A 22,481-nucleotide genomic window follows, 5' to 3' on the forward strand; every position below is an offset into this window, starting at 1 on the left:
TGCTAATTCACAGGGGTTTTCAGCGAATACCTGAAATTTAGCGGCGGAGTATAACATGGGTAAATGCATCGCGATATAAACCCTCAGCCGCGGTACAAACCTTGTAACTCAATATATCGCTGAACAGCACGGGGCAGTAAGTCATCGCAACTTTCGCCATTATGACGTCGATGGCGAATATCGGTAGCAGAAATGTCCAATAAAGGGGTGTCTGCCAGATAGATTGCCCCATGAGGCCGAAGGTTTAACACCTCTGGTTCAAAGACACGATGGGCATCAAGCCATTGCTGTAACTCAGGTGTTTCCAGTGTTTGCGAGTAGCCAGGGCGAGCGCAAACCAACAAATGACACACATCTAACAACGATTGCCAGCGATGCCATTTATGCAGCGACAATAATGAGTCCTGCCCAATAATAAACGCTAAAGGCCGTTCAGCACCATGTTCTTTACGAAGTGATTCCAGTGTATCAATGGTGAATGATGGGCTGTCACGTAATAACTCGCGTGAATCAACGCTGAACAACGGATTGCCAGCCACCGCCAGTTCGACCATCTTTAGCCGCTGCTGTGCATTGGCCTCAGGCTGCGGACGATGGGGCGGGACGTGATTGGGCAACAAAATAATGTGCTGTAAACCCACTTGTTGAGCCAAGGCTTCAACCGGTTTTAAATGGCCATAATGAATGGGATCAAAAGTACCGCCGAACAGGGCATACAGGGTGCGAGTCGGGGATTTATTCGGCATCAAAAAAACTCTCAGGTAAATTTTTTCCACACATCAGCATAGACAGTGTTTCTAGCTCCGGCCAGATTGACTGGCCATAGTCCTGTTTCAGGCGAACTTCTATCTGTGCTAATAAATGCACAGCGTGTTGCAGTTGTTGCATGGAAAGGCGCTGTAGTGCTTGAGTCATCATCGGACGGCGATTTTGCCACACTTTGAATTGGTCAAATAAGGTTCTCAGTGGTACCTGTTCCATCCGGCGCTTTAGGGTTAACAACAGCAATAACTCGCGCTGAAGGGTGCGCAGTAAAATAACGGGCTCACTGTCTTCCTGCTGCAACTGTTGCAGAATATGCCAGGCGCGTTTGCTTTTCCCAGCCAGTAAGGCATCAAGCCAGTGATAAGGGGTGAAATGTGCGGCGTCGTTGACGGCGTGCTCTACTTTGGGCAGTGTCAGTTTGCCGTCAGGATAAAGCAACGAGAGCCGTTCCAATGCCTGTGATAACGCCAGCAGGTTACCTTCATAGCAGTAGCAAAGTAGCTGAACGGCGGCATCGTCTACCTCCAGATTCAGATTTTTGGCGCGAGCACTTACCCAGCGGGGAAGCTGTGCTTGCTCTGGTGTCTGGCAACTGACAAAAACACCATTTTGGCTGAGGGCTTTAAACCAGGCGCTGTTTTCTTGCGCTTTAGTGAGCTTATTGGCGCGCAATATCAGCAATATATCTGGGTGTAGCAAGCTGGATAATTTGACCAGTTGCTCATTCATCGGCGCAGTCAACCCACTGTCTGGGAAGCTCAATAGCAGTGTCTGGCGGCTGGCAAATAAGCTCAACGCCTGGCAAAGACTAAAAATATTGTCCCATTCAGTGTGAGCATCCAGCGCGAAACTGAAATGCTCAGTGAAATCATGTGAAGTTGCTACACGGCGAATATGGTCTTGGCTTTCCTGTAACAATAAGGGTTCGTTACCACATAACAGATAACAAGCACGCAGCCCCTCATGGAGCTGCGCGACAAGTTGTTCAGGATAAACTCGGATCATTGGGCCGGGGTACTGATGGCAGGTGCGCCAATGTTGATTTCTTCGACAGCCGCCGTTTTAGCGGCACCAGTGGCAGTATCACTGTTCTTCAGTGCATCGCCATTTTCCCGCGCGTTTTTCACTTCCGCAGCATGCACAACTAAGAGCTTACGCACTAACTGTTGAGCCGCCTGATCACGCATTTCTTGACGTAAAACCTCGGCTTCAGCCGCTTTCGCCAGCGCGGTTAACGGGTTATCGAAGAAAGTACGGAAGATACTGACCTGTACTGGGTAAATATCATGACCTGGAATCAGGACTTGCGCCTGTACATGCAGCACTAACTGATACTCAGCCGTCACACCGTTACGGAAGATGGACACTGTATTCTGACTCTGGGATGAGCCAATAATCCGCAGTATCGGTAGGTCCTTACGCATCGGGTCATCAACAATAGTGACGTTACTTAAACGCAATTGTTGGCGTATCGCACGAGTTAACGGGCCATAAGGGTCACTACTTTCCAGCAACAGTTTTTGTAGCTCAGGTGGCACCTGAGTGGTGCCCCGCAAATTAAAGCCACAGCCAGCGGTGACTAGCACCGCCAACCCCAGCAACAACGTCAGAATACGATGTCGCACAACTCCTCCTTGTCTTAACCCACAACCAGGTTAAGCAGTTTGCCTGGGACATAGATGACTTTACGCACAGTAACGCCATCCAGGTATTTAGCCACCAAGTGCTCTTGGCCAGCGCGCTCACGTACTTGCTGCTCAGTGGCATCGGCAGGCACAGTAATTCGGCCCCGCACTTTACCATTAACCTGAATGACCACTAATTTAGAGTCTTCGACCATCGCGTGTTCATCTGCAATTGGCCATGGTGCGATATCAATATCACCTTCGCCACCCAGAGCTTGCCATAAGCTGAAGCAAACGTGAGGGGTGAATGGATATAGCATACGCACCACTGCCAGCAATGCTTCTTGCAGCAGCGCTCGGTCTTGCTCGGTTTCCTGAGGTGCGCGGCCCAGCTTGTTCATCAACTCCATCACTGCCGCAATGGCGGTGTTGAAAGTTTGACGGCGGCCTACGTCATCAGTGACTTTGGCAATTGTTTTGTGCAACTCACGACGCAAGGATTTTTGCTCTTCCGTCAGGTTGGCGATATCCAGTGCTGCTACCGGCCCTTTTGTGGTGTGGTCAAACACCAAGCGCCAGACGCGTTTCAGGAAGCGGTTAGCCCCTTCAACACCAGACTCCTGCCACTCCAGCGTCATTTCTGCTGGTGAAGCAAACATCATAAACAGGCGCACGGTGTCGGCACCGTATTTCTCTACCATGACTTGCGGGTCGATACCGTTATTTTTCGATTTCGACATTTTGCTCATACCGGCGTAAACCAGCTCATGGCCTTCGGCATCTGCCGCTTTAATAATCCGGCCTTTGTCATCACGCTCGACAATAGCATCAGCGGGAGAAACCCAGATCCGCTCACCGCTAGTGCCGGTGTAGTAGAAAGCATCTGCCAGCACCATACCCTGACACAGCAGGCGCTTTGCGGGTTCATCTGAATTCACCAGACCGGCATCGCGCAGCAGTTTGTGGAAGAAGCGGAAGTACATCAGGTGCATGATGGCATGCTCAATCCCGCCGATGTATTGATCGACTGGTAGCCAATAGTTAGCCGCTGCCGGATCCAGCATCCCTTCATCATATTGTGGGCAGGTGTAGCGCGCGTAATACCAGGAAGATTCCATAAAGGTATCGAAAGTATCGGTTTCACGCAGGCCAGGCATACCATTGACAGTAGTTTTAGCCCACTCAGGATCGGCCTTGATTGGGCTGGTAATACCATCCATGACGACATCTTCCGGCAGGATAACCGGCAGTTGATCTTCAGGTGTCGGCACTACGGTACCGTCTTCCAGAGTCACCATTGGGATAGGCGCACCCCAATAACGTTGACGGGATACACCCCAGTCACGCAGGCGATAATTGACTTTGCGCTGACCGACACCCAGTGCCACCAGTTTGTCAGCGATAGCATTGAAGCCATCTTCATAATTCAGACCATCAAATTCACCCGAGTTAAACAGAGTGCCTTTTTCGGTCATAGCTTCCTGACTCAAGTCGGGTTCACTGCCATCAGCCGTCAAAATAACCGGTTTGATGGGCAGGTTATATTTGGTCGCAAATTCCCAGTCACGAGCATCGTGGCCTGGAACCGCCATGACTGCGCCGGTGCCGTAATCCATCAAGACAAAGTTAGCCGCCCAGATAGGCAGTTTTTCACCCGTCAGTGGATGGATGGCATATAGGCCGGTTGCCATGCCTTTTTTCTCCATCGTGGCCATTTCAGCTTCGGCAACTTTGGTATTGCGGCATTCAGCGACAAAATCAGCCAGTGCCGGATTGGTGGCCGCGGCTTGCAATGACAATGGATGGCCCGCAGCAACCGCCAGGTAGGTCACACCCATAAAGGTGTCTGGGCGAGTGGTGTAGACGGAGAGTTTCTCTTCGCTATCGGCGACAGCGAAAACGATATCAACCCCTTCAGAGCGGCCAATCCAGTTACGTTGCATGGTCTTAACTTGTTCTGGCCAGCTTTCCAGCGTGTCCAGGTCATTAAGTAACTGATCAGCATAATCGGTGATTTTAATGAACCACTGTGGAATTTCTTTGCGTTCCACTTTGGTGTCACAGCGCCAGCAGCAGCCGTCGATCACTTGTTCATTTGCCAGAACAGTCAGATCGTGTGGGCACCAGTTAACCGCGGAGGTCTTTTTGTAGACCATGCCTTTTTCATACAACTTGGTGAAGAACCACTGTTCCCAACGGTAATAATCAGGTTTACAGGTGGCAATCTCGCGATCCCAGTCATAGCCGAAGCCCAGTAACTTTAACTGGTTCTTCATGTATTCAATGTTGTCGTAAGTCCAAGGGGCGGGGGCAGTATTGTTTTTTACCGCCGCGCCTTCAGCTGGCAGACCAAATGCATCCCAGCCGATAGGCTGTAACACGTTTTTGCCCAGCATGCGCTGGTAACGGGAGATAACATCACCAATGGTGTAGTTACGAACGTGCCCCATATGTAGGCGTCCTGACGGATACGGCAGCATGGATAGGCAGTAATATTTTTCTTTGCTGGTATCTTCAGTGACTTTAAAAGTTTGCTTCTCTTGCCAGTGAAGCTGTACTTGCGTTTCGATATCTTCTGGGCGGTATTGCTCTTGCATGGCGGCCGGTGGTCCTATAGTGAAAAACAGCTACGCCTGTAGCATCATCTGTTTCATATCATAAAGAGAGATCCGCATAGCATAGCTGATAAGCGGCAGCGGCAACAACACTCTGCATCCTACAGGAGGCATTTTCTGCGCAGTGACTGGCAGAAATCATCAAAGTGGCGCGAGAACAACCTGATGATGACGTGACTTCAGTCATTTACGACTAAAATAATTAACGTTAGCTTTAATATCAGAGTCAGTACCTGCAGATAACAAGAACGAGGTAAGTAAAGAAGGCGCTTTATCCCTATTTTCTTTGTCACAACTTTTGCTTTATCACAATTTGCTTCATCACAATCGTGGATCGAGGAGACTGTATGAACAAGGTAGCTCAATATTATCGTGAGTTGGTAGCATCACTCACTGAACGCTTGAAAAATGGTGAACGTGATATCGATAAGCTGGTGGACAGCGCTGAGCGGCGGTTAGATGCGGTAGAAGATTTAACCCGCAGTGAAGTTGAGCAAATTACTCAGGCGGTGCGGCGGGATCTGGAAGAGTTTGCTCGGAGCTATGAAGAAAGTAAGGATGAATTTACTGATAGTGTATTTATGCGGGTTATCAAAGAAAGTTTATGGCAGGAGCTGGCTGATATCACCGACAAAACGCAATTGGAGTGGCGTGAGGTGTTTAAAGATGTCAGTCATCATGGGGTTTATCATAGTGGAGAGGTGGTCGGGTTAGGGAACCTGGTCTGTGAAAAATGCCATTACCACCTGGCTTTTTATACCCCGGAAGTGTTGCCGCTTTGCCCTAAATGTGGCCATGACCAATTTAATCGCCGGCCTTTCCAGCCCTAAGGTTGAATTAGGCTAAACAGAGACACTCCGCGCGGGCGGAGTGTCAAAAGCTTATTCGCCGTAGCGGGCAATACGTTCGACCAGTAAATCAATAAATCCTTTTCGATCAATATCCATCAGCACTTCTGCATTAGGTTTATTGCCAGTGAGTTGGTAATAATCGACCACTGTCATTCCTTGGGTATATTCACCACGAGTTTCGATACCGACCCAACGTTCAATACTGGTGAATAATTCCGGCGCCAATAACCAGGCGATGGTGCAAGGATCATGTAATGGCGCGCCTTGAAAACCCCAGCGCTCCTGCCGGTGATACAACATAAAGAAATCCAATAAGCCCGCGACGACCTCAGCTATGGGGTTATCCAACTGACGAATTCTGTCAATGTCCGCGTCCATTACTTGTGCTTGATGAGTGACATCCAACCCCGCCATGGTAATAGGGATACCCGATTTAAAGACGCGATCAGCTGCTTCGGGATCAACAAAAATGTTAAATTCAGCCGCTGGCGTCCAGTTTCCTAACATCACCGCACCGCCCATGATGACGATACGGTCTATTTTGGCCGCCAGTGCACCATGGCCGGCCAGCAATAAAGCGACGTTAGTCAGCGGGCCAGTTGCCACCAGGGTTACGGGATGAGGGCTGTCACGCAATATTCTCGCCATCAGCTCCACTGCATTTTCAGCTTGTGGCGCGAAGCTCGGATCAGGCAACGATGGGCCATCTAAGCCACTTTCGCCGTGAACATTGTCAGCAATAATCAGTTCGCGCAGCAGCGGCTTTAATGCACCCCCTGCCACTGGAATATCCTGGCGCTCAAGTAACGTCAGAATACGCAGCGCATTACGCAAAGTTTTATCCGGGGTTTGGTTGCCGGCACAAGTGGTCACGGCTTGTACATTCAGTTCGGGGGAGGCCAGAGCCAAAATCAGCGCAATAGCATCGTCATGACCGGGGTCGCAATCAATGATAATAGAGCGGGACATCACTTTTCCTCTTTAGTGGCAGCATTCCTTGGAGGATGCGCACAATAAAATGGATAAGCAATCTTGACGGGGGTAAAAAGAGAACCAGAGCAAATTTCCTCCCCCACTGGCGCAGGAGAGGAGGGCGGTTAATGCAGGATTTTTGCCAGGAAGTCTTTGGCTCGGTCAGATTTAGGATTGTTAAAGAAATCATCTTTGTTACTGTCTTCGACGATTTTTCCTTCATCCATAAAAATAACCCGGTTAGCCACTTTACGGGCAAAGCCCATTTCGTGAGTCACCACCATCATAGTCATGCCTTCTAGCGCCAGTTTGACCATCACGTCCAGCACCTCGTTGATCATTTCTGGGTCAAGGGCGGAAGTGGGTTCGTCAAACAGCATGGCGATAGGGTCCATACACAGTGCACGGGCAATCGCCACACGCTGTTGCTGGCCACCAGATAATTGAGAGGGAAATTTATCTGCATGGGTGGTAAGGCCGACCCGCTCTAACAGCTTTAGCCCTTTTTCCCGCGCTTCTGTTTTATCGCGTTTGAGCACTTTGACTTGCGCCAGAGTCAGGTTTTCAATGATAGACAGGTGCGGGAACAGTTCAAAATGCTGGAACACCATGCCGACTTTGGAACGTAATTGCGCCAAGTTGGTGCCCTTATCATTCACAGCAATACCATTTACTGTAATGTTGCCTTTTTGAATAGGTTCCAGCCCATTAACAGTTTTGATTAAGGTCGATTTGCCTGAGCCCGAAGGGCCGCAGACCACCACGACCTCGCCTTTTTTTACTTCGGTGGTGCAGTCAGCCAGCACCTGAAAGTGGCCGTACCACTTAGAAACATTTTTCAGGGAAATCATCAAACAGTCCTTTTCTTCAAATAGTTAACCAGCATCGACGCGGAAAAACTGATAACGAAATACACCAAACCGGCAAACAGCACCATTTCGACCTGAGTCCCGTCGCGCTCGCCAATGGTGGTCGCGGTGCGGAAGAAATCCGCCAGACTAAGGACATACACCAGCGATGTATCCTGAAATAATACAATCCCTTGGGTTAACAGCAATGGCACCATGGCGCGGAAAGCCTGGGGCAGAATAACCAATCTCATTGACTGACCTTGGGTCATGCCCAACGCCAGAGCTGCGGAGGATTGCCCACGAGAGATGCTTTGGATCCCGGCACGGATAATTTCTGAGTAATAAGCCGCTTCAAATAATGAAAAGGCTACCATGGCAGAGATTAAGCGAATATCAGTTTTTGGTGATAAGCCCAGCACATTTTGTAATAAGCTCGGGACCACCAGATAAAACCACAGCAGCACCATGACCAACGGAATAGAGCGGAACACATTGACATAGGCGGTGGCGAACCAACGAATAGCTTTAATCGGCGATAGCCGCATCACGGCCAAAATCGTGCCCCAAATAATCCCAAAGACAATGGCGATAAGGGTTATTTTGGCGGTAACGGCCAAACCTTGCAGCAGATATGGCAGGCTTGGGGCAATGGAACTCCAATCAAATTCGTACATTATTTACTCCCCAGGTTGCCGGGCAACTGCACTTTCTTTTCAACTAATCGCATCAGCAACATGATCACGGCGTTAATCAGTACATAACCAAGGGTGATGGCAGTAAACGACTCATAGGCGTGAGCTGAATAATCCAGCAATTTCCCTGCTTGTGCCGCCATATCCACCAGCCCGATTGTTGATGCAATCGCTGAGTTTTTAACCAGGTTGAGCATTTCTGAGGTCATCGGGGGAATAATGACCCGATAAGCATTGGGCAATAAAACATAGCGGTAGGTCTGCGGCAGAGTTAACCCCATTGCCAAACCTGCCGCTTTCTGACCTCGAGGCAGTGATTGAATCCCGGCACGTACTTGCTCACAAACACGGGCGACGGTAAATAAACCCAGACACATCATTGATGAGAGAAAGAACTGTATATTCGGATCTAACTCACTTTTAAACCACATGCCAAGATTGGCCGGTAAAAGCTCAGGGACCACCAGATACCAGGTAAAGAATTGCACAATCAGCGGCACGTTACGGAACAGCTCGACGTAAGTGGCCCCGATGGTAGACAGAATGCGGTTAGGAACTGTTCTTAAAATCCCAAATAACGAACCAACGAAGAAAGCGATAACCCAAGCGCACAAGGATAATGCGACAGTGACCTGAAAACCGGACCAAATCCAGCCGAAATAGGTGGTATTACCGAAAGGGGCAGGTTGCAAGAAAATGCCCCAGTTCCAGTCTATTGACATAACAAACTCCCTTAAAAGGATGGATAAGCCACCCTGATGACTGATGATTCAATGCGTTGCGGCCTCCCGAGGGTTAACAAAAAAATGCGGAGTGGGGAACGGCCACCCCGCATTCATTTCCTGTATCCCGATCGGTCCATCATCAATCTGTAGGGTAGGCATCGCCCACCCTGATTATTATTGTTAGTTCAATGCTTTATCGTTAGGGGCTTTGAACAGCACCTTCATTTCATCAGACAGTGAGAAATTCAGGTTAAGATTTTTAGGTGGAATTGGATTTTTGAACCAACGATCAAAGGACTTCTCCGCCACACCAGAGGTTTGTGCGGAGGCAATGGTCTCATCCAGTAGAGCTTTAAAGGCTGGGTCGTTTTTACGCAGCATACAGCCGTAAGCTTCCTGAGATTGCGGAGTACCGACGATGTCCCACTGATCCGGTTTCTTGGCTTTCGCCCGCTCGCCAGCCAGCAAAGCATCATCCATCATAAAGGCCACTGCGCGGCCACTTTCCAAGGTACGGAAAGAGTCGCCGTGGTCTTTGGCGCTGATGATGCGCATGTTCATGTTGTCTTTTTCATTCAATTTATTAAGCAGAACTTCAGAGGTGGTTCCTGATGTGACGACTACAGGTTTCCCAGCCAAGTCTTTGAAATCTTTAATTTCAGAACCTTTTTTGGTCAGCAAACGGGTTCCGACAACAAAAATGGTGTTAGAGAATGCGGCTTGCTGCTGACGCTCGAGGTTATTAGTGGTGGAACCACACTCGAAATCAAAAGTCCCGTTTTGCAGCAGTGGAATACGGTTCTGTGAAGTGATTGGGATGAGTTTCACCTGTAGGTCAGGTGCATTAAGTTTTTTCTTGATCGCATCGACGATCAGATTGGAATAATCTTGTGAATAACCAACCACTTTCTGTTGATTATCATAATAAGAGAATGGAACGGAAGACTCACGGTGACCGACCACGATAACGCCGTTATCTTTGATCTTCTTCAGTGTGTCAGCAGACGCATCTGCCTTTGCTGCTTCTTCCGCTTGGGCTACACCACTTGCCATCCCAGCTAATAGTAGCGCTAACGCCAATTTACGCATATGCATGGTCCAACTCCTTTAATGTTGTTTTTTACTTAATATTTTCTAACTCGATGTTGTGATACTTAAAATGTAGTCATGTTAAAAACAAGAAATACCCAAAAATCGTCTTATTTTGTAGTGATTGCATAACCAGAGATATTTGTTGGTCAACCCGCTATTTTCATTGTTACTTGTATCAGATTATCTTTAAAAAATAGCAAATTGTTATGCAAATGATGAATAAATGTTTGTTTTTTGGGATGCAAATCGCACCAAATAGAGGCAATAAAACAGTATCGCACTATTACGGTGCGTGGTGCGCCCCATAAATGTGCGGGCCAATAACCGCTATTCCTTTATTCAAAACTGACCTTCGCCGATTCACTGAGGTAATCCCCTTTGATGACTGAATGCAAGCTAGATATGGGGGAATAACTAACACTATTTGATTAGAAACGATGCAAGGTCTGTGCCAGACAAGGGAAAGTAGCGCGGATAAATAGCCCTGTTTATCAGGGCTATGAAATATTAAGCGAGGGAGGCGAGTTAATTACCCCGCAGCCAGTCATGAAATACTATCGATTAGCTTAAGTATCGGTCTGTTTAACAGCTGGTTAGCTTAACTGATGGTTATTGATAGCCAGATGAGCTTTAAAAACTTCCAGTGCGGTCGGAACATTTTCTTTGCCAATGTGCTTTTCTGGGTTCCACAAGTCAGCAAAGGTGATTGCACGACCACAGTGGATAAATACTTCATCGACTTCAATCACTAATACACTGCGAGCGGGGTGGCCGTTTTGGCTAAAACGTTCGCACAATTGTGGGTCGATAGATATTTTTGCCCGGCCATTCACCCGAAAACCTTCAGTCCAACCGGGGATCAAGAACAAGATGCCGACAAAGGGGTTATGCAGCAAATTACGAATACCATCCAGGCGGTTATTGCCTGGTCTGTCTGGCAACATCAGTGTTTTGCTATCTTGCACATGAATAAAACCTGCTTCCCCCCCTTTGGGTGAACAGTCTATTCCGTTAGTGCCCAGAGTCCCCAAAACGGCGAAAGGTGCGGCGGCAATCAGCTTTCTAGCATAATCATCAATATGATCTATTTGTTTTTTCAACACATTCTGATTAGGCGAGGCGTAATGCTCACTTAATTGCGCTTCAGTCGTGAGGATATATTCAGGTTTCAATGGCATAAGGCGCTCAAGTTACTCTAGCTTTTTGGGTTATTTTTATCAGTTTGACATTTTTTGTCGGAGCGACAGCGGACGGCACGATATAGCGTCAATGCCCCTAATATCAACGTGATAATCCACATTGGCCACGAGCCAAAGCGGGCATAAGGGGTCATGCCGGTCGTTGGCGTGACTTTCACTTCCAGCACTTGCTGGGTGAACTGTGGAATTTGTGCCAAGACTTCACCGCTTGGGCCAACCGCTGCTGTAATACCATTATTGGTACTGCGCAACAACGGGCGACCTAATTCAAGGGCGCGCATACGTGCCATCTGGAAATGCTGCCATGGCCCGATAGAGTGACCAAACCAGGCATCATTAGAGACCGTTAGCAAGAAGTTGGTATCTGGCTTGAAGTTATCCCGAACCTGCTGGCCCAAGACAATTTCATAACAAATAGCGGCTGTGAGGTTAAATCCAGCCACATTCAACTGCGGCTGCACATAATCGCCCCGGCTGAACGTTGACATAGGTAAATCAAATAGGGGGGCCAGTGGACGTAACAGGGACTCCAGCGGCACAAACTCACCAAAGGGTACCAAGTGGTGTTTGCTATAGCGATTACGGGTCGGATATTGGTAGGGCTCTTTATCCCCCAGCACAATGATGCTGTTGAAGAAATGGTAACCTTGGCCCGCCGGCCGACGCTGCGCATCTACAATCCCGGTGATTAAGCTGCTGTGATTGGCCCGCATGAGGTCATCAACCATTGTCAGGAAACCGATTTGATCAGTTTCAATATCAGGAATGGCAGATTCTGGCCAGATGATAATGGGTGCTTTCCCCATAAATGGGCGGGTCTCATCCAGATAGACTTGCAGGGTCGAGAGCAGGACTTTAGGGTCCCACTTCATTGACTGAGCAATATTACCTTGCACCATCGCCACATTGACCGCGCGTTCAGGTTCCGGCGTGAACCAATGTAATTGGCGCAGCGGCCACGGCAGTAATAACATGGCTATTGCAATAATTGCCGCAGTTATCCGGCGTTGATAGCAGGCGTACACCAGTAATCCGCTGATGGACATCAGCATGAAAGTGATGCCATCGACCCCAAGAATGGGAGCAATGCCGCGTAGCGGGCCATTAATTTGGCTATAACCAAATTGTAGCCATGGGAAGCCCGTTAATACCCAGCCGCGCAAGAATTCGGTCAGTTGCCACACCACGGGGGCTGCAATCGCCAGTCTCCACCAGGTCACTTTCGGGCATATACGGGCTAATATACCGGCAAACAGCATGGTATAGAGCGAAAGATACGCTGCCAGCAATACCACCAAGAAGATATTGATGGCCGTCGGCATACCGCCAAATTCGGAGATACTGACATAGACCCAGTTAACACCGGTGCCAAACAGCCCCATCCCCCAACAGAAGCCAATAAAAGCGGCTTGTTTGGTGCTGCGATTCAATGTCAGGCTGAGTAAACCAAACAGTGAAACAATGGCTGCGGGCCAACTATCAAATGGTGAATAGGCCAGCGTACCGCAGGCGCCAAAAAATAGCGCCAGTAGGGCGCGAACCCACTGGCGTTGAAGGAGTGAAGCGTTAGGCATCGAGAATTTATTCTTCCAATTTTGGTTGCGGAGCATCATCCGGGATTTTCACATGAACCTGAATAATACGTCGGCTATCTGCCATGGCAACTTTAAATAAGTAACCTTCAATTTCAATGGTTTCACCGCGAGCAGGTAAATGACCAAACGCCTGCATCACCAAACCACCGATAGTATCCACTTCATCGTCGCTGAAATGGGTATTGAATACATCATTGAAATCTTCAATAGGTGTCAGCGCACGAATGGTATACGTGTGCCGGCTGAGCTGACGAACGTCTCTGTCTTCTTCATCGTCATACTCATCTTCTATTTCGCCAACGATCAGCTCAAGAATATCTTCAATGGTCACCAGGCCTGAAACGCCGCCAAACTCATCAATGACAATGGCCATATGATAGCGTTGGGAGCGGAACTCTTTCAGCATCCGATCGACACGCTTACTTTCCGGCACTACAACCGCCGTCCGTAAGACTTTATCAATACTGAATGGCTCGGAATCTGTGCGCATAAACGGCAGCAAATCCTTGGCCATCAGGATACCTTCGATGTGATCTTTATCTTCACTGATCACCGGAAAGCGGGAGTGAGCGGATTCAATAATCACATCCAGACACTCATCCAGCGTTTGATTACGCTTTAGTGTGACCATCTGAGAGCGGGGGATCATGATGTCCCGTACGCGCTGCTCGGCGATATCCATCACACCTTCCAGCATGTCGCGGGTATCGGGATCGATCAAATCGTTTTGCTCAGAATCACGGATAAGCTCTACCAGATCGCCACGGTTCTTAGGTTCGCCGTGGAATAACTGGTTAAGAATGAGAGTAAAGAACCCTTTCTTGGGACTGGGGCTATCGCTGTTTTGTGAGTGGTCGTCGCTCATGGCGTTTTAGTTAAGTTTACCCATATAAGATTATATTTTACCGGCAGTGGTAAACACACACCGCCGACAGCTTTTTACTCATATTTATCAGCTAGTTTATAGCTGATAAAGTGAATTTATTCGGGGTCTTTCTCTGAAATATACGGATCTGGATAACCCAAATTTTGCATTATTTCAGTCTCAATCGACTCCATTTCCTCGGCTTCATCGTCAACGATGTGGTCATACCCTAGCAGATGGAGACTGCCGTGAACAACCATATGCGCCCAATGAGCCAGTAGTGCTTTCTCTTGTTCAACCGCTTCTTGTTCAACCACCTGGCGACAAATGATCAAATCACCGAGTAATGGCAGTTCAATCTCAGGTGGGGCCTCAAACGGAAAAGACAAGACATTGGTCGGTTTATCTTTACCGCGATAGGTTAGATTCAGCTCATGACTTTCTGCCTCATCAACCACTCGAATCGTCACTTCAGAGACTTCCTGAAATTGGGGTAATACTGCTTCCAACCACTGCTGAAAATCGGCTTCGGTCGGTAAACCCTGGCTGTCGGCGCAGGCAATTTGTAAATCGAGAATAACTTGGCTCACGGAGCCTCCTGCTCAGACGGGGTGTGAGTTTCCCGCTTACGTTGTTCGGCAATAGTATCTTTACGTTTTTGTTCCGCTGCTTCCCAGGCCTCATAAGCAATGACGACACGGGCGACGACGGGATGGCGCACCACATCTTCGCTATGGAAGAAGTTAAAGCTCAATTCCTCTACCCCTGATAACACTTCAATGGCATGGCTTAAGCCCGACTTCTGGTGGCGTGGCAAGTCCGTTTGCGTGATATCACCGGTAATCACCGCTTTGGAGTTGAAGCCCATACGGGTCAGGAACATTTTCATCTGTTCGACGGTGGTATTTTGGCTTTCATCCAAAATGATAAACGCGTCATTCAGTGTGCGGCCGCGCATATACGCCAGCGGAGCCACTTCAATCACATTGCGCTCAATCAGTTTTTCAACGCGCTCAAAGCCCAGCATTTCAAACAGCGCATCATAGAGCGGGCGCAGATAAGGGTCGACTTTTTGGCTGAGATCGCCGGGTAAAAAACCTAGCTTTTCACCGGCTTCAACCGCCGGGCGGGTCAGCAAAATACGCCGTACATTCTGGCGCTCCAGAGCATCGACCGCAGCAGCAACCGCTAAATAGGTTTTACCGGTACCGGCTGGCCCAATCCCGAAAGTAATATCATGATCGAGAATATTGGCGATGTATTGCGCCTGATTTGGCGTTCGGGGCTTGATCATCCCGCGTTTGGTGCGGATATTTACGGCTTTTCCGTAATCCGGCACACTCTCAGCAGTTTGCTCTAACACCCGACTTTCTTTGACCGCGAGATGGATATCTTCGGGACTGATATCTGGGATGATACCGCGGATAGGAGCGGTATCGACATACAGATGGCGCAGGATATCTGCCGCTGCAACAACGCAGATATTCTTACCGACTAACTTAAAACGGTTATCACGACGATTAATTTCAATACCCAACCGGCGTTCCAACAGCTTAATGTTGTCATCAAAAGGGCCACACAGACTCAGCAGACGCTGATTATCGGCGGGTTCCAGCAAGATTTCTTGTGTCACTACGTGCAAATTGTTTCTCTGAGTCACTGCGTTCCTCTGGGTCACTTAGGGCCGGTTTATTTGAAGCCTGGCTGCAACTCCCATTGCTGGGGGATATCACTCACGAATATTGGTTATGTGATATTGCTGCTATAACGTCAATCATACATGTCATTTGTGAATTATTCATGGTGCACGGTACTGGCGCAAGTTTACTTATGAATCCGTGCCCTCGCCCCTTATTGAAATAGCGTCTCACGGATGGCGCAACTTAAAAAATCTGAATCTGCGCAGCGCGCCGCTAAAATAAAATAGGCACTGACAATGCAGTGCCTGCTGGTGCGTGTTGGCTCGAAAAATAGAAATCAGGGCTGGTAAAGGCCGACACCTATCTCATTTTCTTTGCGGGTGCGGGCAATAACTGATTGCGGTGATTCATGAATCCGCAGATCCATCTGGTCTTCAGTACGCACCAAAATGCCACGCAGTGAACTGGCATAAACATCAACAATTTCAACATCAACGAATTTACCGATCATATCAGGAGTGCCTTCAAAGTTAACCACCCGGTTATTTTCGGTGCGGCCCGCCAATTCCATGAGGTTCTTACGGGATGTGCCCTCCACCAGAATGCGCTGCACGGTGCCTACCATCTCGCGGCTGATTTCCATTGCTTGCTGAGTAATGCGTTCCTGCAGGATGTGTAACCGCTGTTTTTTCTCCTCTTCGGACACATTGTCCGGAAGATCTGCCGCAGGCGTGCCGGGGCGTGAGGAGTAAATAAAGCTGTAACTGGTGTCAAAACGAATATCCGCCACCAGCTTCATGGTTTGCTCAAAATCTTGCTGAGTTTCACCGGGGAAACCGATGATAAAATCAGAACTAATTTGGATATCAGGCCGCGCCTGACGTAGTTTGCGGATAATTGCTTTGTATTCCAGCGCGGTATGCGCCCGTTTCATCATGGTCAAAATGCGGTCAGAACCACTTTGTACCGGCAGGTGCAGGAAACTCACCAGTTCGGGCGTATCTCGATAAACATCAATGATATCATCAGTAAATTCAATAGGATGGCTGGTGGTGAAACGCACTCTATCAATACCATCAATGGCTGCAACCAGCCGCAATAGCTCGGCAAAACTACAGATCTCACCATCATAAGTGGCACCACGGTAAGCATTTACATTCTGGCCGAGTAGGTTCACTTCCCGTACGCCTTGGGCCGCTAACTGTGCGATTTCAAACAAGATATCGTCACTCGGCCGGCTAACTTCTTCACCACGGGTGTAAGGTACAACACAGAATGTGCAGTATTTATTACAACCTTCCATGATAGAGACAAAGGCCGTAGGGCCATCAGCACGCGGTTCCGGCAAACGGTCAAACTTTTCAATTTCCGGGAAACTGATATCCACCACCGGGCTGTGAGTCCCTTTTACATGGTTAATCATTTCCGGCAGGCGATGCAGGGTTTGCGGCCCGAAAACGACATCAACACAAGGGGCTCGCTGGCGTAAATGCTCGCCCTCCTGTGATGCGACACAACCGCCAACACCAATAATCAGTTCCGGATTTTTTTCTTTTAGCAGCTTCCAGTGGCCTAGCAAGCTAAACACTTTTTCTTGGGCTTTTTCGCGAATAGAACAGGTGTTTAGCAGCAATAAATCCGCTTCTTCCGGGATCTCGGTCAACTGGTAGCCATGGGTGCTGGCCAGTAAATCGGCCATTTTAGATGAATCATATTCGTTCATCTGACAGCCCCAAGTTTTGATGTGTAGTTTTTTAGTCATAACCTATCTACCGCCAAAAAATTCATCATAAAAGTTACATCGCGCGGCGCAGTGTTCTGGGCCGTCATAGAATAGTGGGTAGCACAAAGGCTCCGTGATTATGGGGCTATTGTAGTCATTTGCTGTTGCGATGACCACCGCATAACGGCTTACTTATTCTGTTGAGTGATGAAAAATCCGGTACACTGCATGCAGACAAAATGTAGGTATTATTTTAACTTTGAAGAATAGCAAAAATGGATAAATCGCAACCAAATTATGATGTTGTGGTCGTGGGTGGCGGTATGGTTGGGGCTGCTACCGCACTTGGGTTAGCACAAACTGGCTGGTCAGTGGCGTTACTGGAGCATGAGGCTCCGCTGCCATTTGAGGCTGAAAGTGCTCCAGACTTACGGGTTTCTGCGATTGGGTGCACTTCGGTTTCCTTGCTTAAACAACTTGGGGTATGGTCATCGGTGCAGCAGATGCGCTATGCGCCTTATCGCCGGCTGGAGACGTGGGAACAGCCGGGCTCTCAAGTCGTCTTTGATGCGGCCTCGCTGTCTTTACCTGAATTAGGTTTTATGGTCGAGAACCGGGTTTTACAGTTGGCGCTATGGCAACAGATGGCAGAATGCCCAAATTTGACGTTACTGTGCCCATCACGGCTGCAAACAATGATTAGAGTAGATGACTACTGGAAAATCACCTTAGATGCGCAGCAAGAGATACAGAGCCATTTAGTGATAGGTGCGGATGGGGCTAATTCTTTGGTGCGTCGTTTAGCCGGAATTTGCACCAGTGGTTGGCAATATCGGCAGTCCTGTATGTTAATGACTGTCGAGACCGATACTGCTCAGCAAGACACCACCTGGCAGCAGTTTTTCCCCAGTGGCCCACGCGCCTTCCTGCCCTTGTTTGATAACTGGGCATCATTGGTTTGGTACGATAGCCCGCAGCGCATCCGCCAGCTTCAAATGATGCCGATGACGCAATTGAATCAAGAAATTACCGCTGCTTTCCCGTCCCGTTTGGGGGCCGTTAAGGCTATTGCGGCGGGCTCTTTCCCCTTGGTTCGCCGCCATGCGCAGCAATATGTGCAGCCGGGTTTAGTATTACTGGGCGATGCAGCCCATACCATCAATCCATTGGCCGGGCAGGGGGTTAATCTGGGATATCGGGATGTTGATGCTTTGCTGGATGTATTGAATCAGGCGCGCGAACAGGCTGAATCTTGGCACAGTGAGCCGGTGTTATTACGCTATCAGCGCCGTCGCCGTACCGATAATCTGATTATGCAAAGTGGGATGGATGTGTTTTACACCGCATTTAGTAATGATTTACCCGTCGTGAAATTTGCCCGTAATTTGGCACTGATGGCTGCTCAACGTGCCGGTAAACTTAAAGAGCACGCGTTGAAGTATGCATTAGGGTTGTAGCTATTCTAACGAATTGTCGCCAGAAAAATGGTTTCCTGGCGACGGTGGGCGCAGTTTTTCTTCCTTTGCTGAAAAGTAAAACTTACATCGCAGCAAAAAATCTCATCGTATTGAAAAAAATAGAATGCAGAAAAGCAAAAAGCCCGCCGAAGCGAGCTTTTCTAAATTTGGCTGGGGTACGAGGATTCGAACCTCGGAATGCTGGAATCAGAATCCAGTGCCTTACCGCTTGGCGATACCCCAAAAGATGGTGGCTACGACGGGAATCGAACCTGTGACCCCAGCATTATGAGTGCTGTGCTCTAACCAGCTGAGCTACGTAGCCATCTTAAAATCTTTAACCTTGAGAAATTGTATGGCTGGGATACCAGGATTCGAACCTGGGAATGCCAGGATCAAAACCTGGTGCCTTACCGCTTGGCGATATCCCAACTGAAATACAATTTTTTACTGACTTAGCACAACGGGTGTCTAACAGTGTTTGTGTTTAACGACAAACCATTTCAAAGAAATGGCTGGGATACCAGGATTCGAACCTGGGAATGCCAGGATCAAAACCTGGTGCCTTACCGCTTGGCGATATCCCATCTACTGTGACAACCGATGAAAATGGTGCGGGAGGCGAGACTTGAACTCGCACACCTTGCGGCGCTAGAACCTAAATCTAGTGCGTCTACCAATTTCGCCACTCCCGCATACATGAAAAAAGATGGTGGCTACGACGGGAATCGAACCTGTGACCCCAGCATTATGAGTGCTGTGCTCTAACCAGCTGAGCTACGTAGCCATCTTTTTTCTGCACAACCTTCATCGGCGTTGCGGGGCGCATTATGCGTATATGGCCGAATTGCGTCAACTAATTTTTTCCCAAAAAAGCGCTGAAGGGGTTTGTTTGTTTGGCTTGTGAACAGTCTGGTGATTAAAGCAGCACTTATGATGATTAATTGTTGAATTTGCCAACAAAAGACAAGGCCACCCGTAGGTGGCCTTGAGAGCAGAATGTTCGAACAAACAGAGTCACGCCCTGCCATAGGGTTCAATTATTTATAGGCATCCTGATGCACGCCTACAGCGCGTCCTGATGGGTCATCCATACTTTTGAATGATTCGTCCCACTCAATAGCTTTAGCTGATGAACAGGCGACTGATGGGCCGCCAGGTACGCACTCAGCAGCGCTTGGTAGTGGGAATAACTCTTCAAAAATTTCACGATACAAATAACCCTCTTTTGAAGACGGAGTGTTGTATGGGAAACGGAAATGAGCAGTTTCCATTTGTTGATCAGTGACTTGCTCCGCTGCTTTTTCTTTTAGTGTGTCAATCCAACTGTAACCTACACCATCGGAGAATTGTTCTTTCTGACGCCAGGCGACGCTATGTGGCAGATAGGATTCAAAACATTCACGCAGGACATGTTTTTCCATTTTGCCATTGCCGCACATTTTATCCTGCGGGTTAATCCGCATTGCGACATCAAGGAAGTTTTTATCCAAGAAAGGTACTCGGGCTTCAACACCCCAGGCAGACATGGCTTTGTTGGCACGGGCACAGTCATACATATGCAAGGCTAATAGTTTGCGCACAGTTTCTTCATGCAATTCTTTGGCGTTAGGTGCTTTGTGGAAATAGAGATAACCGCCAAAGACTTCATCAGAACCTTCACCCGATAGCACCATTTTGATACCCATCGCCTTGATTTTACGTGACATCAAGTACATTGGTGTTGAGGCGCGGATAGTAGTGACATCATAGGTTTCAATGTGATAAATCACATCACGGATGGCATCCAGGCCTTCCTGCACGGTGAAATGAATTTCATGGTGCACAGTCCCTAAATGGTTGGCGACTTCTTTTGCTGCACGTAAATCGGGCGAGCCAATCAGGCCAACAGCAAAGGAATGCAGTTGTGGCCACCAGGCTTCACTGCGCTCATCGTCTTCGACACGGCGAGCGGCAAACTTTTTGGTGATGGCAGAAATAACCGAGGAATCCAGCCCACCGGACAGCAGCACGCCGTAAGGGACATCCGACATCAAATGACTTTTTACCGCGTCTTCTAATGCGTTTGCCAATTCTACTTTGTCAGTGACGTTGTTTTTGACATTATCGAAATCAAACCAGTCACGATGATAATATTCGCGGATTTCGCCATCCTGACTCCACAGATAGCTCCCTGCCGGGAATTCTTTAATGGTGCGGCAAACCGGAACCAAGGCTTTCATTTCGGAAGCAACGAACATATTACCGTGTTCGTCGTGGCCCATATACAGCGGGATAATCCCCAAATGGTCACGGCCAATCAGATAGGCGTCTTTTTCTGTATCGTATAAGACGAAAGCGAACATACCTTGCAAATCATCAAGGAATTCAGGCCCTTTCTCCTGATACAGCGCCAGAATGACTTCGCAGTCAGAACCGGTTTGGAATTCATAGCGGTCAGCATATTGTTGGCGCAATGCTTGATGATTATAGATTTCACCATTGACTGCCAAAATATGCGTATGAGCAGCATTATACAGCGGTTGGGCACCGGTATTGACGTCAACAATAGATAAACGTTCATGGGCGAGTATGGCTTTATCATTTGCCCACACACCAGACCAGTCCGGGCCGCGGTGGCGCATTAAACGTGACATTTCCAGCGCTTTTTTGCGTAATTCAATGGGGTCGGTTTTAAGGTCGAGGACCCCGAAAATAGAACACATAGTAATCTCCCTAACTTTTCTGCTTTGGCGGTGATGATGTTGAATTTGACTCGGTCATCGCTGAAATTGTTTTCTCATACTTGCCTGTAATTGATGCAAGCTATGCTCAATGACGATGCATTCATCCGAATAATTTGTATAAAACATGCAAAAAATACGCCAATTTATCGTGCTACGGATAAGTGCGTGCAGCTAACAGCCTTGCAGCTTTAAGGGCGAAGAATATAAAAATAAAATGCGCCAAAAGAGGGCGTAATGGCAAGAAACTTTGGTGTGTTGCACTAAAAAAGGGCGCAGCTTGGCAAGGGAGAGTGGTGAAAAAGGGGGATGGCGGCCATGACCGCCAACTGAAATTAGATGATGTCAATTTCTGCAACAGAGGGGTAAACGTAGCTTGGGCGGAATGGCATTGCTTCGATATCCGTTAATGTTGAGACACCGGATAGAACCAAAATAGTCTCAAGACCCGCCTGGAACCCCGCCAGAATATCAGTGCGCAGGTTATCCCCCACAATGACGGTACTTTCTGAATGCGCCTGCATTTTATTCAGTGCAGCGCGGATAATCCACGGGCTAGGTTTACCCACATAAAATGGCTTACGGCCAGAGATTTTCTCGATAGGTGCACACAATGCGCCACAGGCCGGTGCAAAACCGTGACCATGGCTATCGGGGTTGGTAGCAATAAAACGCGCCCCATTGGCGACGAAATAGGCCGCTTTATGCATCATGTCCCAGTTGTATGAGCGGGTTTCACCCACAATCACAAAGTCAGGATTGATATCAGTAATGGTAAAGCCTGCTTTATACAATTCGTGAACTAATGCGCCTTCACCCACGACATAAGCTTTTTTCCCATCCTGGCGGCGCAGAAAATCGGCCGTTGCCATTGCAGAGGTATAAAAAGCACTTTCCGGCACTTCCAGCCCAGCAGAATGAAAACGGTTCGCCAGATCCTGAGCCGTTTGTGAGGGGTAGTTGGTCAAAATAACCAGCGGCATTCCGGCTTCTTGAATTCGGTTCAGAAATACATCAGCACCGGGTACTGGGTGATTATCATGCAACAACACACCATCGATATCGCAAATAACGCTTTTAATTGTCATTGT

Annotated in this window: 19 protein-coding genes and 6 tRNA genes; 2 read left to right on the forward strand and 23 right to left on the reverse strand. The window is 48.4% G+C overall.

Annotation, left to right across the window (positions count from 1 at the left end):
• Nucleotides 1-83: 83 nt before the first annotated feature.
• The 4 genes from nadD to leuS are packed head-to-tail and all read right to left on the reverse strand — an operon-like array spanning nucleotide 84 to nucleotide 4,987.
• Entirely contained in the window at nucleotides 84-746 is a 663-nt protein-coding gene (nadD, locus tag DX162_RS12190) for a nicotinate-nucleotide adenylyltransferase (protein ID WP_032819852.1), read from the reverse strand.
• A complete protein-coding gene (gene holA / locus DX162_RS12195; RefSeq protein ID WP_032819851.1) occupies nucleotides 736-1,770 on the reverse strand; it encodes a DNA polymerase III subunit delta in 1,035 nt (344 codons plus the stop codon). Before holA ends, nadD begins: the two co-directional genes overlap by 11 nt.
• Entirely contained in the window at nucleotides 1,767-2,390 is a 624-nt protein-coding gene (gene lptE, locus DX162_RS12200) for an LPS assembly lipoprotein LptE (RefSeq protein WP_004390598.1), read from the reverse strand. Before lptE ends, holA begins: the two co-directional genes overlap by 4 nt.
• 14 nt (nucleotides 2,391-2,404) lie before the next feature.
• Nucleotides 2,405-4,987 carry a leucine--tRNA ligase gene (leuS, locus tag DX162_RS12205; protein WP_004390597.1) on the reverse strand — a complete coding sequence of 861 codons (2,583 nt, stop codon included), beginning with the start codon at nucleotides 4,985-4,987 and terminating at the stop codon, nucleotides 2,405-2,407.
• 365 nt (nucleotides 4,988-5,352) lie between these two features.
• On the opposite strand from leuS, the gene DX162_RS12210 reads away from it, so the two are divergent.
• A complete protein-coding gene (locus DX162_RS12210; protein WP_004390596.1) occupies nucleotides 5,353-5,835 on the forward strand; it encodes a zinc ribbon-containing protein in 483 nt (160 codons plus the stop codon).
• A gap of 51 nt (nucleotides 5,836-5,886) precedes the next feature.
• Here DX162_RS12210 and rihA read toward each other — a convergent pair whose 3' ends face one another.
• From rihA to miaB, 11 genes are all read right to left on the reverse strand, one after another.
• A complete protein-coding gene (gene rihA / locus DX162_RS12215) occupies nucleotides 5,887-6,825 on the reverse strand; it encodes a pyrimidine-specific ribonucleoside hydrolase RihA (protein WP_004390595.1) in 939 nt (312 codons plus the stop codon).
• A 128-nt stretch (nucleotides 6,826-6,953) separates the two neighbouring features.
• Nucleotides 6,954-7,679 (reverse strand): amino acid ABC transporter ATP-binding protein, encoded by a 726-nt coding sequence (locus DX162_RS12220; protein WP_004390594.1) that lies wholly within the window; start codon nucleotides 7,677-7,679, stop codon nucleotides 6,954-6,956.
• On the reverse strand, nucleotides 7,679-8,353 hold the full coding sequence (gltK, locus tag DX162_RS12225) for a glutamate/aspartate ABC transporter permease GltK (RefSeq protein ID WP_032819850.1): 675 nt from the start codon (nucleotides 8,351-8,353) through the stop codon (nucleotides 7,679-7,681). The genes DX162_RS12220 and gltK overlap by 1 nt, the downstream gene beginning before the upstream one ends.
• Nucleotides 8,353-9,093, reverse strand: coding sequence for an amino acid ABC transporter permease (locus tag DX162_RS12230; protein WP_115155863.1), 741 nt, complete (start codon nucleotides 9,091-9,093; stop codon nucleotides 8,353-8,355). The genes gltK and DX162_RS12230 overlap by 1 nt, the downstream gene beginning before the upstream one ends.
• Nucleotides 9,094-9,276: 183 nt before the next feature.
• The gene (locus DX162_RS12235) at nucleotides 9,277-10,191 is read right to left on the reverse strand and encodes an amino acid ABC transporter substrate-binding protein (RefSeq protein ID WP_004390592.1); all 915 of its coding nucleotides are present in this window, start codon (nucleotides 10,189-10,191) and stop codon (nucleotides 9,277-9,279) included.
• Nucleotides 10,192-10,781: 590 nt separating this feature from the next.
• Nucleotides 10,782-11,366, reverse strand: coding sequence for an MSMEG_1061 family FMN-dependent PPOX-type flavoprotein (locus DX162_RS12240; protein ID WP_004390590.1), 585 nt, complete (start codon nucleotides 11,364-11,366; stop codon nucleotides 10,782-10,784).
• A gap of 17 nt (nucleotides 11,367-11,383) precedes the next feature.
• Nucleotides 11,384-12,961: an apolipoprotein N-acyltransferase gene (gene lnt, locus DX162_RS12245; protein WP_004390589.1), complete on the reverse strand. Its 1,578-nt coding sequence runs from the start codon at nucleotides 12,959-12,961 to the stop codon at nucleotides 11,384-11,386.
• A gap of 7 nt (nucleotides 12,962-12,968) precedes the next feature.
• Nucleotides 12,969-13,847 (reverse strand): CNNM family magnesium/cobalt transport protein CorC, encoded by an 879-nt coding sequence (corC, locus tag DX162_RS12250; RefSeq protein WP_004390588.1) that lies wholly within the window; start codon nucleotides 13,845-13,847, stop codon nucleotides 12,969-12,971.
• Nucleotides 13,848-13,963: 116 nt separating this feature from the next.
• A complete protein-coding gene (gene ybeY / locus DX162_RS12255; RefSeq protein WP_032819849.1) occupies nucleotides 13,964-14,437 on the reverse strand; it encodes an rRNA maturation RNase YbeY in 474 nt (157 codons plus the stop codon).
• A complete protein-coding gene (locus DX162_RS12260; protein ID WP_172460434.1) occupies nucleotides 14,434-15,507 on the reverse strand; it encodes a PhoH family protein in 1,074 nt (357 codons plus the stop codon). The genes ybeY and DX162_RS12260 overlap by 4 nt, the downstream gene beginning before the upstream one ends.
• A 317-nt stretch (nucleotides 15,508-15,824) precedes the next feature.
• Nucleotides 15,825-17,249, reverse strand: a complete 1,425-nt coding sequence (gene miaB, locus DX162_RS12265; RefSeq protein ID WP_098081184.1) for a tRNA (N6-isopentenyl adenosine(37)-C2)-methylthiotransferase MiaB — start codon at nucleotides 17,247-17,249, stop codon at nucleotides 15,825-15,827.
• A 236-nt stretch (nucleotides 17,250-17,485) separates the two neighbouring features.
• On the opposite strand from miaB, the gene ubiF reads away from it, so the two are divergent.
• On the forward strand, nucleotides 17,486-18,667 hold the full coding sequence (gene ubiF, locus DX162_RS12270) for a 3-demethoxyubiquinol 3-hydroxylase (RefSeq protein ID WP_004390583.1): 1,182 nt from the start codon (nucleotides 17,486-17,488) through the stop codon (nucleotides 18,665-18,667).
• A 168-nt stretch (nucleotides 18,668-18,835) separates the two neighbouring features.
• Here the strand turns inward: ubiF and DX162_RS12275 are convergent.
• The 8 genes from DX162_RS12275 to DX162_RS12310 form a co-directional block, all read right to left on the reverse strand.
• Nucleotides 18,836-18,910: transfer RNA gene (locus tag DX162_RS12275), tRNA-Gln, on the reverse strand.
• A gap of 5 nt (nucleotides 18,911-18,915) precedes the next feature.
• Nucleotides 18,916-18,992, reverse strand: a tRNA-Met gene (locus tag DX162_RS12280).
• A gap of 31 nt (nucleotides 18,993-19,023) precedes the next feature.
• Nucleotides 19,024-19,098 (reverse strand) — tRNA-Gln (locus tag DX162_RS12285).
• Between the two features lie 81 nt (nucleotides 19,099-19,179).
• Nucleotides 19,180-19,254 (reverse strand) — tRNA-Gln (locus DX162_RS12290).
• A gap of 23 nt (nucleotides 19,255-19,277) precedes the next feature.
• A tRNA-Leu gene (locus DX162_RS12295) sits at nucleotides 19,278-19,362 on the reverse strand.
• 15 nt (nucleotides 19,363-19,377) lie between these two features.
• Nucleotides 19,378-19,454, reverse strand: a tRNA-Met gene (locus DX162_RS12300).
• Nucleotides 19,455-19,707: 253 nt separating this feature from the next.
• Nucleotides 19,708-21,372, reverse strand: coding sequence for an asparagine synthase B (asnB, locus tag DX162_RS12305; RefSeq protein ID WP_004390582.1), 1,665 nt, complete (start codon nucleotides 21,370-21,372; stop codon nucleotides 19,708-19,710).
• A gap of 353 nt (nucleotides 21,373-21,725) precedes the next feature.
• Nucleotides 21,726-22,478, reverse strand: a complete 753-nt coding sequence (locus tag DX162_RS12310; protein WP_004390581.1) for an HAD-IIA family hydrolase — start codon at nucleotides 22,476-22,478, stop codon at nucleotides 21,726-21,728.
• Nucleotides 22,479-22,481: the final 3 nt, after the last annotated feature.

Origin of the sequence: Yersinia kristensenii (assembly GCF_900460525.1) — a bacterium.
Lineage (GTDB): Bacteria > Pseudomonadota > Gammaproteobacteria > Enterobacterales > Enterobacteriaceae > Yersinia > Yersinia kristensenii.